This is a genomic window from Pectobacterium versatile, assembly GCF_020166435.1.
GTDB classification, from domain to species: Bacteria; Pseudomonadota; Gammaproteobacteria; order Enterobacterales; family Enterobacteriaceae; genus Pectobacterium; species Pectobacterium versatile.
The window spans coordinates 57,416-69,438 of record NZ_JAINZP010000015.1; the positions used below are offsets into that span (position 1 = coordinate 57,416).

At 53.4% G+C, this 12,023-nt stretch carries 12 protein-coding genes; 9 read left to right on the forward strand and 3 right to left on the reverse strand.

From position 1 onward, the window contains the following. Positions 1-47: 47 nt before the first annotated feature. Positions 48-2,510: an ATP-dependent helicase HrpB gene (hrpB, locus tag K7X24_RS15930; protein WP_224555760.1), complete on the reverse strand. Its 2,463-nt coding sequence runs from the start codon at positions 2,508-2,510 to the stop codon at positions 48-50. A 92-nt stretch (positions 2,511-2,602) separates the two neighbouring features. Here hrpB and thpR point away from each other — a divergent pair, with 92 nt between their 5' ends. From thpR to panD, 9 genes are all read left to right on the forward strand, one after another. Further along, complete coding sequence (gene thpR / locus K7X24_RS15935) at positions 2,603-3,133, forward strand: RNA 2',3'-cyclic phosphodiesterase (protein ID WP_224555762.1); 531 nt, start codon at positions 2,603-2,605, stop codon at positions 3,131-3,133. 34 nt (positions 3,134-3,167) lie between these two features. Next, positions 3,168-3,872 (forward strand): DNA/RNA nuclease SfsA, encoded by a 705-nt coding sequence (sfsA, locus tag K7X24_RS15940; RefSeq protein WP_224555764.1) that lies wholly within the window; start codon positions 3,168-3,170, stop codon positions 3,870-3,872. 301 nt (positions 3,873-4,173) lie between these two features. Beyond that, positions 4,174-4,629 (forward strand): RNA polymerase-binding protein DksA, encoded by a 456-nt coding sequence (gene dksA / locus K7X24_RS15945; RefSeq protein WP_048261628.1) that lies wholly within the window; start codon positions 4,174-4,176, stop codon positions 4,627-4,629. A gap of 128 nt (positions 4,630-4,757) precedes the next feature. Then, positions 4,758-5,690 carry a tRNA glutamyl-Q(34) synthetase GluQRS gene (gene gluQRS / locus K7X24_RS15950; protein ID WP_224555768.1) on the forward strand — a complete coding sequence of 311 codons (933 nt, stop codon included), beginning with the start codon at positions 4,758-4,760 and terminating at the stop codon, positions 5,688-5,690. 139 nt (positions 5,691-5,829) lie between these two features. After that, positions 5,830-7,242 carry a polynucleotide adenylyltransferase PcnB gene (pcnB, locus tag K7X24_RS15955; RefSeq protein ID WP_224555794.1) on the forward strand — a complete coding sequence of 471 codons (1,413 nt, stop codon included), beginning with the start codon at positions 5,830-5,832 and terminating at the stop codon, positions 7,240-7,242. Then, positions 7,242-7,784 carry a 2-amino-4-hydroxy-6-hydroxymethyldihydropteridine diphosphokinase gene (gene folK / locus K7X24_RS15960; RefSeq protein ID WP_224555770.1) on the forward strand — a complete coding sequence of 181 codons (543 nt, stop codon included), beginning with the start codon at positions 7,242-7,244 and terminating at the stop codon, positions 7,782-7,784. Before pcnB ends, folK begins: the two co-directional genes overlap by 1 nt. 108 nt (positions 7,785-7,892) lie before the next feature. Then, the gene (gene panB, locus K7X24_RS15965; RefSeq protein WP_103971462.1) at positions 7,893-8,690 is read left to right on the forward strand and encodes a 3-methyl-2-oxobutanoate hydroxymethyltransferase; all 798 of its coding nucleotides are present in this window, start codon (positions 7,893-7,895) and stop codon (positions 8,688-8,690) included. A gap of 64 nt (positions 8,691-8,754) precedes the next feature. Continuing rightward, positions 8,755-9,609: a pantoate--beta-alanine ligase gene (gene panC, locus K7X24_RS15970; RefSeq protein WP_224555772.1), complete on the forward strand. Its 855-nt coding sequence runs from the start codon at positions 8,755-8,757 to the stop codon at positions 9,607-9,609. A gap of 17 nt (positions 9,610-9,626) precedes the next feature. Then, positions 9,627-10,007, forward strand: coding sequence for an aspartate 1-decarboxylase (gene panD, locus K7X24_RS15975; protein ID WP_014916285.1), 381 nt, complete (start codon positions 9,627-9,629; stop codon positions 10,005-10,007). A 60-nt stretch (positions 10,008-10,067) separates the two neighbouring features. Here panD and K7X24_RS15980 read toward each other — a convergent pair whose 3' ends face one another. Next, entirely contained in the window at positions 10,068-10,838 is a 771-nt protein-coding gene (locus tag K7X24_RS15980; protein WP_039360891.1) for an ABC transporter permease, read from the reverse strand. Continuing rightward, the gene (locus tag K7X24_RS15985) at positions 10,835-11,773 is read right to left on the reverse strand and encodes an ABC transporter ATP-binding protein (RefSeq protein WP_103862597.1); all 939 of its coding nucleotides are present in this window, start codon (positions 11,771-11,773) and stop codon (positions 10,835-10,837) included. Before K7X24_RS15985 ends, K7X24_RS15980 begins: the two co-directional genes overlap by 4 nt. Between the last annotated feature and the right edge of the window lie 250 nt (positions 11,774-12,023).

A 12,023-nucleotide genomic window follows, 5' to 3' on the forward strand; every position in this document is an offset into this window, starting at 1 on the left:
CTACTCTGTTTCCAGCCCCTTTTTTGGGAAAGCGGAAACGTCTGAAATTAGTGATTCTGATATTTCTTGGTACGTCTCGTCGGAGCCGTATTTGCCGGATCATCCGGCCAGACATGCTTGGGGTAACGTCCCTTCATCTCTTTTTGCACGTCACGGTAGGTGCCTTGCCAGAATGCCGCTAAATCTCGCGTAATCTGTAGTGGACGCTGTGCGGGTGACAAAAGTTCCAATACCAACGCCACACGCCCTTCCGCCAGCAGCGGGCTCTGCTGCTCACCGAACATTTCTTGCATCCGCACCGACAGCACCGGTGGCTTATCATCATAATAGGCGATAGGCAAGCGACTGCCGCCGGGGGCCGTATAGTGCGTGGGCAATGCGCTATCTAGCCGCTGTCGCAGCGACCAGTCCAACAGTCGCAACAGCGCATCACTCAAATGGATCTGGTGCAGCGCACGTAAATCACGCACGCCAGCAAGTGACGGCAGTAACCAGACTTCCAGCGTTGCCAGCAGCGTTTCCTCGTCCACTCGCGGCCAGTCAACTTCCGGCAACCACTGGTGCGCGCACTGTAGCCGGGCGCGTAGCTGCAACGCCGCAGCATCCCAGTTTAATACATCAATCCCCTGTTCCCGAATCCAGGATAACATCGCCTGCTGTAGTGCCTCATCGGATGGCTTATTTAGCGGGCGCGTTCGCAGAGTCAGACAACCTATCTGGTCGCGCTGGCTGGCGCGCAGAGTACCCTTTTCTTCGTCCCAGTGCACCACGTTACGTTCATTTATTAATCCGGGTAGCCGCCGTTCCAGCCGTTCAATATCCAGCGGCAACGCCAGCAGGATCCGTGCCTCTGCGCTTTGCTTGTTTTGCACTAATCGATCGTTCTGTAGCAACGCCGGGGTCAGCAGCCACTCCGTACCTGACAGTGCTTCATCGGCCGACATCATCGCGCCGCTGCCGTTAGCAAGCTGGTAGCGGCCATCCTGACTACGCCGCCGAGCGATGCGGTCGGGGAAAGCCTGTGCCAACAGCCAGTCGGCTTCGCCGCCGTTAATGCGTCCCGAGGTCGTCGATAAACGACGCGTCAGCTGCTTTGCCCGCCGCAACCAGTGTGGCAATGGGCGATGCAGCCAATCAGCCAGATTAATCGACCCGCTACGCGGCGGCTCTTCGAGTATCGCCGCCAAACACCCAGCGGTGGCTAATGCATCTGAACCTTGCTGTGACGCGGCATACAGCATCGTCGCCAGTCGGGCATCGCAGCCTAACGCGGCTATTTTCCGACCCTCGGCAGTCAGCCGATCTTGTTTATCGGTAATACCAAGCTGGCGCAGCAGTTGACGTGCAGCATAAAGCGCAGGAGCTGGCGGGGTATCCAGCCAGGTTAACTGCGTCACATCAGTGCAGCCCCACTGTAATAAATCCAGCCAGATGCTGCTTAAATCGCTATTCAGTATCTCGGCTTCACTCTGCACCGCCGCGCGTTCTGCCTGTTCGCGAGGGCATAAATGCCAGCATATACCGGGACTTAAACGTCCTGCACGTCCGGCGCGTTGCACCATCGACGCCTGACTGATTCGCTGCGTCATCAGTCGGGTGACACCGCTTTTCACATCAAAGCTGGCTACACGCTCAAGGCCGCTATCCATCACCAGCCGGATGCCTTCAATCGTCAGGCTGGTTTCGGCAATATTGGTGGCTAACACCACCTTACGACGACCCGGTTCCGTGGGCAGAATCGCCTTTTGCTGCTCCGCCAGCGTCAATGCACCATATAAAGGACAAAGATCTGTCTCGCTCGACACGCTATTTTCCAGCAGTGCCTGCACACGGCGAATCTCCGCGACGCCGGGCAAAAACAGCAGCAGCGAACCGGCTTCTTCACTGAGCAAACGCCGCACCTGTCGCGCAACGCCTTCTTCCAAACGCTCCTGACTGTTCAACGGGGCATAACACCGCTCTACCGGATAGCTGCGGCCTTCGGAAATCACGCAGACGGCTTCCGGCAACAGCGCCGCCAGCCGTGCATTGTCGAGCGTCGCGGACATAATCAGCAGCTTTAAGTCTTCACGCAGCCCTTGTTGCACATCGAGCAACAGCGCCAATGCTAAATCGGCCTGCACGCTGCGCTCGTGAAATTCATCAAGGATGATTAGCGCCACGCCTTGCAGTTCCGCATCCTGTTGCAGCAAACGAGTCAGCATGCCTTCGGTGACGACTTCCAGCCTCGTTGCGTCACTCACGCAGCTTTCCGACCGCATGCGATAGCCTATGGTTTTCCCCGGTTCTTCACCTAGCTGCTGCGCCAGCCTCCAAGCCACGCTCTTTGCCGCCAGACGGCGTGGCTCCAGCATGATAATGCGCCCGTTCACATTGCCCTGTTGTAGCAACTGCAACGGAAGCCAGGTCGATTTCCCTGCCCCCGTTGGCGCATTAAGCAGCACCTGGGGCGCGGTATGTAGCGCCGTTATCACATCATCCAGCACGGCGCTGACGGGCGGTAAAATCACAGACATCTCCGTATAAGGTTAACTTTCAGCGGCGAGCATTGTAGCATCTGGATGAATGCAGCATCTGATGGAATCAGAACAGAGAGATCGCCATGTCAGCCACCCGCCGCCTGTTTTTTGCCTTATCACTGCCAGAAGCCACACAGCAAGAGATTATCCGCTGGCGTGCCGAACACTTCCCTCTGGAAGCGGGTCGTCCGGTCGCCTCCGCGAATCTTCATCTAACGCTGGCATTTTTGGGCGATGTCAGCGAGCAAAAAGCGCAGGTCTTGCAGACATTGGCGGGCCGCATCCATCAGCCCGCCTTTTCCCTTACGCTGAATGACGCTGGACACTGGCCGCGTCCCGGCGTGGTCTGGCTGGGCTGCCATCGTGCACCGCGTGGGCTGTTACAGTTGGCGGAACTGCTGCGTTCTCAGGCCGCGCGCAACGGCTGCTATCAAACGGCCTTGCCGTTTCACCCACACATTACGCTATTACGTGGCGCGACCCGCCCCGTTGCGATTCCCCCCGCCACCTTTAGCTGGCAGACCGACATGACGCACTTTTCTCTTTATCAGTCACTTTTCAACAATGGCAAAACTCGCTATCAACAGCTGGAAAGCTGGTCATTTATTAAATAAGTAGTCGAGTGGATAAACAAAAAACAGGATACGCATGGACTATACCCCACGTTTACAACCCGCCCAGTTGATTAAGCGCTACAAACGCTTTTTGGCCGATGTCGTGACGCCCGAAGGCGAGACGCTCACGCTGCATTGTGCCAATACCGGCGCGATGACGGGCTGTGCTACGCCCGGCGATACCGTCTGGTACTCAACGTCCGATAACTCCAAACGGAAGTACCCGCAGAGCTGGGAACTGACTGAAACGCAACAGAATCACTGGATTTGTGTCAATACTCTGCGTGCCAACACATTATTGTACGAAGCCTTATTGGAAAATCGCATAGAAGAGCTGGCAGGCTATTCAGACGTAAAAACGGAAGTAAAATACGGTACGGAAAACAGCCGAGTCGACCTGCTTTTACAGGCGCCAGACAAAATTGACTGCTATATTGAAGTGAAATCCATCACATTGTTGCAACATGAATGTGGTTACTTTCCCGATGCGGTTACGCTCAGAGGGCAAAAGCATCTGCGTGAGCTGCAACAGATGGTTTCCAATGGAAAACGCGCCGTCCTCTTTTTCGCCGTCCTCCATTCAGGAATCCAGCAGGTTTCTCCCGCTCGGCATATTGATTCACGCTATGCGGAATTATTTATCGAAGCACAGCTGGCAGGGGTTGAAATTTTATGTTTCGGCTCCACGTTATGCCCTGACGGTATTAAATTGACGCATAGGCTACCGTTGCAGGGATAAAGCAGAAGCGTCTCATAACATGCCAACTCAAAGATGAAAGGAATAATTTATTCCTCTGGGGTTATTAAGGCACTGTTTAGCATTTAATGTTTATGCTTGTGTAAGCAGGTTGTTCCTGACACTTTATCAGGCCGATGTCAGGAAGCATTGCCAACCCAATCTCCATCTGTTATTTATAGCGGCCTGTTTTTCCCCCCCTTTGGGGTCCGATATACCCAGATAGCTGAAGTTCTGGTCAACATACCGCAATTTCAGTGCATAAAAGGGTATTATGCGTGTCGTGTTATGTAGGAGAAGCAACATGCAAGAAGGGCAAAATCGTAAGACATCTTCTCTGAGCATTCTCGCAATTGCCGGAGTAGAGCCGTACCAAGAGAAGCCGGGCGAAGAGTACATGAACGACGCTCAGTTGACTCATTTCAAGCGTATTCTTGAAGCATGGCGCAACCAGCTCATGGATGAAGTAGACCGTACTGTTTCGCACATGCGCGATGAAGCCGCTAATTTTCCCGATCCCGTGGATCGGGCTGCGCAGGAAGAAGAATTCAGTCTCGAACTGCGTAACCGTGACCGTGAGCGCAAGCTGATCAAGAAAATCGCCAAAACCTTGGTGAAAATCGAAGATGAGGATTTCGGATTCTGTGAATCCTGTGGCGTCGAGATTGGCATCCGCCGTCTGGAAGCCCGTCCGACCGCCGATCTGTGTATCGACTGCAAAACGTTGGCAGAGATACGCGAAAAGCAAATGGCAGGTTAATTTTCCTGTCCAGAATCGGCTCCTGCCTATCGCAGGGGCCGACTCTAGGTACTCTACCGCTGATGAATGATATTCATCACTCTATCTTCTGTCTGGATAAAACACTGACGAGATAGCACCAACTTCTTATGTCTGGAACAACTGGTTTCACCGAAACGCATCGTTATGTCGGGCGTTTTGCTCCCTCTCCTTCTGGTGACCTGCATTTTGGCTCACTGATCGCCGCACTGGGTAGTTATCTGCAAGCTCGTTCCCAACAAGGGCTCTGGCTGGTACGTATTGAAGACATCGATCCGCCACGGGAAATTCCCGGCGCCGCCTCCCGTATCCTTGCACAATTAGACCATTACGGCCTGCACTGGGACGGTGAAGTGATTTACCAGTCACAGCGGCATGCGCGTTACCGCGAGATTCTTCAGCAGCTTCAAAAGCAGGGCATGAGCTACTACTGCACCTGTACGCGTAGCCGTATTCAGCAGCTAGGTGGGCACTATGACGGCTATTGTCGGACGCGCAACCTGCACGCCGATAACGCCGCGCAACGCCTGCGCCAGACGACGCCAGTATTTCACTTTCACGATAAATTGCGTGGCGAGCTGTATGCCGATAGAGCTCTCGCTCAGGAAGATTTTATTATCCACCGTCGCGACGGGCTGTTTGCCTATAATCTGGCTGTTGTCATCGACGATAACGATCAGGGTGTTACGGAGATCGTACGCGGCGCCGACCTTATCGAACCGACAGTTCGACAAATTTCGCTCTATCAGCAGTTGGGCTATGCGATCCCTACCTATGTTCATCTGCCGCTGGTTCTGAATACCGAGGGAAACAAGCTTTCCAAACAGAATCACGCCCCTGCACTGCAGGACAGCGATCCGCGTCCTGTGCTGCTTGCCGCGCTGCAATTTTTGAATCAACCGCTGCCGGAAAATGGGCAAGAAATGACACTTTCCGCTCTTCTGGCCTGGTCTGTCGCGCACTGGTCCCTTGATGTTGTCCCGTTACAGGCGGCAATAAACCCGTCCGCGATCACATCGGCATTCTCAAAGGGGCATTGGTGAGCTATGATTAGCCGCTATTTTTAGTGACGCACTCTCTTTGGCCGTCACACTTGCAGGCCGTCGCTGGGTCGACGTCAAAAACGTTTCCCAGAAATTTTTTGCTGTGCCGTTGATTTATCCATCACTATCGAGGTGTATTATCTTTTCCCGAGTTGCTAATTTTTGTCGTAAGGTACTGAATCGTGAGAACGAAATGGTCGAATCAGAGGAACCGCGCCAGCATATGACGGTGATTCCGCGTGACCAACATACTATTTCACGCAGCGATATCAGCGATAACGCGCTGAAAGTACTTTATCGCCTGAACAAAGCGGGCTACGAGGCTTATCTGGTTGGCGGCGGCGTACGCGACCTGCTGCTGGGTAAAAAGCCGAAAGATTTTGATATCACCACTAACGCCACTCCCGATCAGGTGCGCAAGTTATTCCGCAACTGTCGTTTGGTCGGGCGTCGTTTCCGTCTCGCCCATATCATGTTCGGGCCAGAGGTGATTGAAGTTGCCACATTCCGTGGTCACCACGAACAGCATCAGGAACAGCAAGAAGTCAAAAACTCCTCTCAGCAGGCCCAAAGCGGCATGCTGTTACGCGACAATATTTTCGGTTCCGTTGAAGAAGACGCCCAGCGCCGCGATTTCTCGATCAATAGCCTCTATTACAGCATTTCTGATTTCAGCGTACGTGACTATACCAATGGCCTGAACGATCTGCGTCAGGGCGTCATCCGTATGATTGGCGATCCCGAAACGCGCTACCGTGAAGATCCGGTGCGTATGCTGCGCGCCGTCCGTTTCGCCGCTAAGCTGAACATGACGGTCAGCCCGGAAACCGCTGAGCCGATTCCTCGTCTGGCCTCATTGCTGCACGATATCCCTGCGGCACGCATGTTTGAAGAGTCGCTGAAGCTGCTGCAGTCAGGCTATGGCTACCCAACCTATAAAATGCTGTGTGAATACCAGCTGTTCCAGCCGCTTTTCCCGCTGCTGAGTCGCTACTTCACACCAAACGGCGATTCCACGCTGGAACGCATGGTTGCACAGGTACTGAAAAATACCGATCAACGTCTGCAAAACGACATGCGGGTCAATCCGGCGTTTTTGTTTTCCGCCATGCTGTGGTATCCGCTGGTTGAACATGCACAAAAGCTGGCTCAGGAAAGCGGGCTGGCTTACTTCGATGCCTTCTCGCTGGCGATGAACGATGTACTAGATGAACAGTGCCGTTCTCTGGCGATCCCTAAACGCATTACCTCTTTAGTTCGTGATATCTGGCAGTTGCAAACACGGCTATCTCGCCGTCAGGGTAAACGTGCTTATAAGCTGATGGAACATCCTAAATTCCGCGCCGCGTATGACTTGCTTTGCCTGCGTGCCGAAATCGAAAACCATCAGGAGCTGCTGCGCCTGGCTCAATGGTGGGGAGAATTCCAGGTAGCCGCACCGCCACGTCAGCAAAACATGCTGAAATCGCTGGATGACGGCCCGACGCCACATCGTCGTTCCCGCCCTCGTCGACCGCGTAAACCGACAACAGCACGTAGAGATCCAGCCTAATGACGTGCGTGTATCTGGCGCTGGGCAGCAATCTTGCCCAGCCTTTGCAACAGGTGCGCGCGGCATTGTCTGCGCTAGATGCGATTCCACATACGCGCGTCGTTTGCTGCTCCTCGTTTTATCGTAGCCGCCCGCTTGGCCCGCAGGATCAGCCAGACTACCTCAACGCCGTCGTTGAACTGGAAACGGCATTAGCGGCCGAATCGCTGCTCGATCACACACAGGCTATCGAGCTGGAACAAGGTCGCGAACGCAAGGAACATCGCTGGGGTCCACGCACGTTGGATCTGGACATTCTGCTGTTCGGCGATGTCGTCATCCAGACTGAACGTCTGACCGTGCCGCATTACGACATGAAGAATCGCGAATTCATGCTCTACCCGCTCGCAGAAATCGCCCCTGAACTGGCATTCCCCGACGGCGAAACACTCGCCCAGCGGTTAACCCATGTCGACCGCAACGGTCTGACCTTATGGGATAATAAAAAGTGGGATAATCAACGCTGGGATGACGAGAAGCTGACCGGAACAGTCGACCACTAATAATTCTCCCCATCTGCAACTTGCAGCGCGACGGGTATATCGCTACACGTCGGCTTACATTAGAATGTCCCCCTCAATTCTTCGCCCTATTGACATAGGAAGACCGTCATGAAACCGACGACTATCTCCCACTTGCGCCAATGGAAACAAGAGCAGCGAAAATTCGCTACGATTACTGCTTACGACGCCAGTTTCTCTCGCCTATTTTTCGAGCAAGGGATCCGCGTGATGCTGGTGGGTGACTCACTGGGAATGACCGTACAGGGTCACGATTCCACCTTGCCCGTGACCACAAACGATATCGTTTACCACACGCGGTGTGTCCGCCGTGGCGCACCGCTGGCTCTGGTTCTCTCCGATATGCCTTTTATGACCTATGCCACGCCAGAACAAACATTCAGTCAGGCCGCAGAACTGATGCGTGCCGGTGCGAATATGGTGAAGCTGGAAGGCGGAAGCTGGCTTGCCCCGACGGTAAAAATGCTGACCGAACGTGCCGTGCCGGTGTGCGGTCATCTGGGTCTGACGCCGCAGTCCGTTAACATCTTCGGCGGCTATAAAATTCAGGGCCGGAGCGAAAGCGATGCCAATCAACTGCTGGCCGATGCCCTTGCGCTTGAAGAAGCCGGAGCGCAACTGCTTGTGCTGGAATGCGTGCCTGTCGCGCTGGCGAAACGCGTAACGGAAGCGCTGTCGATTCCGGTGATCGGCATTGGCGCAGGCAACGTGACCGACGGGCAGATTCTGGTCATGCATGATGCCTTCGGCATTACCGGCGACAACACGCCTAAGTTTGCCAAGAACTTTCTGGCACCCAGCGGGGGTGATATCCGCGCGGCAGTGCGTTTGTATGCACAAGAAGTCGAACAGGGCATCTACCCAGCCGAAGCGCATTCATTTCATTAAAGAACAATCGTTTCATTAAAAAACGAGCATTCCGTTAATCGGGCTATTTTTTAGGAGTACGAGTGTGTTAATTATCGAAACCCCTCTGCTGCTGCGCCGCGAAATCCGTCGCTGGCGTCAGGAAGGGAAACGCATTGCTTTAGTACCCACCATGGGTAATTTGCATGACGGGCACATGACGCTGGTCGATGAAGCCAGAGCGCGTGCCGATATCGTTATTGTCAGCGTTTTTGTCAATCCTATGCAGTTTGAGCGGCCAGATGATTTAGCCCGCTACCCCCGGACGTTGCAGGAAGACTGCGAGAAATTGAATCGCCGCGGTGCCGATCTGGTTTTCGCACCAAGCCCAGATGTGATATACCCAAATGGACTAGAGTCGCAAACGTTTGTCGATGTGCCCGGCCTGTCTTCCCTGTTGGAAGGTGCCAGCCGTCCCGGTCATTTCCGGGGCGTTGCGACCATCGTCAGCAAGTTGTTCAATCTGGTACAGCCGGATGTCGCCTGCTTCGGCGAGAAAGATTACCAGCAGCTAGCGCTGATTCGGCAGCTTGTCCGCGATATGGGCTATGACATTGATATTATTGGTGTCCCAATCGTGCGTGAAAAAGACGGTTTGGCATTGAGTTCACGTAATGGATATCTCAGTGCGGAAGAGCGCCAGCGGGCACCGCATGTTTATCAGGTGATGATGGACATGGCGACACAGTTGGACAACGGCGATCGTCAGATAGACACATTGCTGGAACAGGCGGCAGACAAGCTGCGTGAAGCGGGCTTTACGCCTGATGAACTGTTTATCCGCGATGCTGATACGTTGCAACCGCTGAGCGCGGCCAGCACACGAGCAGTGATTTTGATGGCTGCCTGGTTAGGCAAGGCCAGATTGATTGATAACCACCAGGTCGATTTGACTGTATGAACCGAGGTAACAAAGCGATGATACGTACCATGCTGCAAGGCAAGCTGCACCGAGTCAAAGTGACTCAGGCCGACTTGCATTATGAAGGCTCTTGCGCCATCGATCAGGATTTTATGGATGCCGCTGGCATTCTGGAATACGAAGCGATTGATATCTACAACGTTGATAACGGTCAGCGTTTCTCGACCTACGCCATTGCGGGCGAAAGAGGCTCACGCATTATCTCCGTGAACGGTGCCGCCGCTCGCCTTGCCTGCGTGGGCGACAAACTGATTATCTGCTCCTACGTGCAGATGTCCGACGAACAAGCCAGAAGCCACAGCCCGAAGGTTGCCTATTTCTCTGGCGATAACGAGCTGCAACGTCAGGCAAAAGCGATTCCGGTTCAGGTCGCCTGATCGCTTTAGATAAGCAAAAGGCGGTGTTACCACCGCCTTTTCATTTACAGCGTTTACACACTACGTCCGTAACCCGCGACCGCGTTCAATCAGCCACCAAACCAGCAGATAAAACACCACAATAAAGGCAATCAGCACCGACATTGTGAACAGCAACGGTACATCCTGAATTCCGAGGAAACCGTAGCGGAAGCCGCTAATCATGTACACTACTGGGTTCAGCTTGGAAACGGCCTGCCAGAACGGCGGCAGCAGCGTCAGTGAGTAAAACACCCCACCCAGATAGGTCAGCGGCGTTAACACAAATGTCGGAATCAGGCTGATATCATCAAACGTTTTCGCAAAGACCGCATTCAATAAGCCCGCCAGCGAGAACAGCGTCGCCGTCAGCAACAGCGTTAGAACGATGATCCACCAGGCATGAACATGCAGCGGGACGAAGAACAGCGACACCGCCGTCACCAAAACCCCAACACACAGACCACGCGCGATCCCGCCGCCAATATAACCCGCAATAATCACATGGGTCGGAACAGGCGCGACCAGCAGTTCTTCAATATTGCGTTGAAATTTGGCGCTGAAAAAGGAAGAAGCGACGTTGGCATAGGCGTTGGTAATCACCGCCATCATGATCAGACCCGGCACGATAAACTGCATGTAGGTAAAACCGTGCATTTCCCCAATACGTGAGCCGATCAGGTTGCCAAAAATAATGAAATATAGCGTCATGGTGATCACTGGCGGCACCAGCGTCTGAATCCAGATACGCCCAAATCGAGTGACTTCTTTCACCCAGATACTCTGTAGTGCTACCCAATACAAGTGCATCATGCCTTTTCTCCCTTACCGTTCGTCCCGTCCCCATTAACCAACGTGACAAACAGCTCTTCCAACCGGTTCGCTTTATTACGCATACTTAATATCGTTATCCCCTGCGCACTGAGCTGGCTGAATAACGCGTTCAGACCTTGCTCGCGCATCACATCCACTTCCAGCGTTGACGTATCCATCAGGCGGAACGCATAGCCTTCAAGCTGTGGCAGCGGGCTTTTCGCCGCCAGATCGAAAATAAACGTTTCTGACTTAAGCTGAGCAAGAAGCTGCTTCATCGAGGTGTTCTCCACCAGCTCACCCCGCTGAATGATCCCGATGTTGCGACACAGCATTTCCGCTTCTTCCAGATAGTGCGTTGTCAGGATAATCGTGGTGCCCTGAGCGTTCAGCTCCTTCAAAAAGCCCCACATGGAACGACGTAATTCGATATCCACGCCCGCAGTCGGTTCATCAAGAATCAGCAGCTTAGGCTCATGCATTAACGCACGCGCAATCATCAGGCGACGCTTCATCCCGCCGGACAACATCATCGCTTTTTCGTTACGTTTCTCCCACAGATCCAGCTGTTTCAGGTATTTTTCGGCACGCTGCAACGCGTCCTGACGTTTCACGCCATAATAGCCAGCCTGATTAACCACAATCTGTAATACCGTTTCAAAGGGATTGAAGTTAAATTCCTGCGGGACCAACCCCAGTTGGCGTTTCGCATTCACTTTATCCAGCTCAAGGTCATAGCCGAAGACGCGAACTTTACCAGCCGTTTTATTCACCAGCGAGCTGATAATCCCAATCGTGGTCGATTTTCCCGCGCCATTTGGTCCCAGAAGCGCATAGAAATCCCCCGCTTCCACATTCAGGTCGATCCCCCGTAACGCTTTGACGCCTCCCGAATAGGTTTTGGTGAGTTGCGCCAGTTCCAGTGCATATGTCATAAGAAATGGATTGCCTTATTATCAGTGAGTTCTACAGGTTCAAAGTGTGACAAATATATACTCTAAATAATTCAAGTTTCAGGCAGGCGGCAAGAGAAGGAAGCCCGATGAGCTTACTCAAGTAAGTGATTCGGGTGAGTGAACGCAGCCAACGCACATGCAACTTGAAGTATGACGAGTATAAACTATCGTTTTTCAAACGACGCATGTTGCCTTATATTACTCCTCACTGCCCCTTGTTTGTTACAGG

Excerpts from the sequence above, each read along its gene's own strand:
- thpR (WP_224555762.1), top strand. The coding sequence starts at position 2,603 with ATGTCAGCCACCCGCCGCCTGTTTTTTGCCTTATCACTGCCAGAAGCC.
- sfsA (WP_224555764.1), top strand. The coding sequence starts at position 3,168 with ATGGACTATACCCCACGTTTACAACCCGCCCAGTTGATTAAGCGCTAC.
- dksA (WP_048261628.1), top strand. The coding sequence starts at position 4,174 with ATGCAAGAAGGGCAAAATCGTAAGACATCTTCTCTGAGCATTCTCGCA.
- gluQRS (WP_224555768.1), top strand. The coding sequence starts at position 4,758 with ATGTCTGGAACAACTGGTTTCACCGAAACGCATCGTTATGTCGGGCGT.
- folK (WP_224555770.1), top strand. The coding sequence starts at position 7,242 with ATGACGTGCGTGTATCTGGCGCTGGGCAGCAATCTTGCCCAGCCTTTG.
- panB (WP_103971462.1), top strand. The coding sequence starts at position 7,893 with ATGAAACCGACGACTATCTCCCACTTGCGCCAATGGAAACAAGAGCAG.
- panD (WP_014916285.1), top strand. The coding sequence starts at position 9,627 with ATGATACGTACCATGCTGCAAGGCAAGCTGCACCGAGTCAAAGTGACT.
- K7X24_RS15980 (WP_039360891.1), bottom strand. The coding sequence starts at position 10,838 with ATGATGCACTTGTATTGGGTAGCACTACAGAGTATCTGGGTGAAAGAA.
- K7X24_RS15985 (WP_103862597.1), bottom strand. The coding sequence starts at position 11,773 with ATGACATATGCACTGGAACTGGCGCAACTCACCAAAACCTATTCGGGA.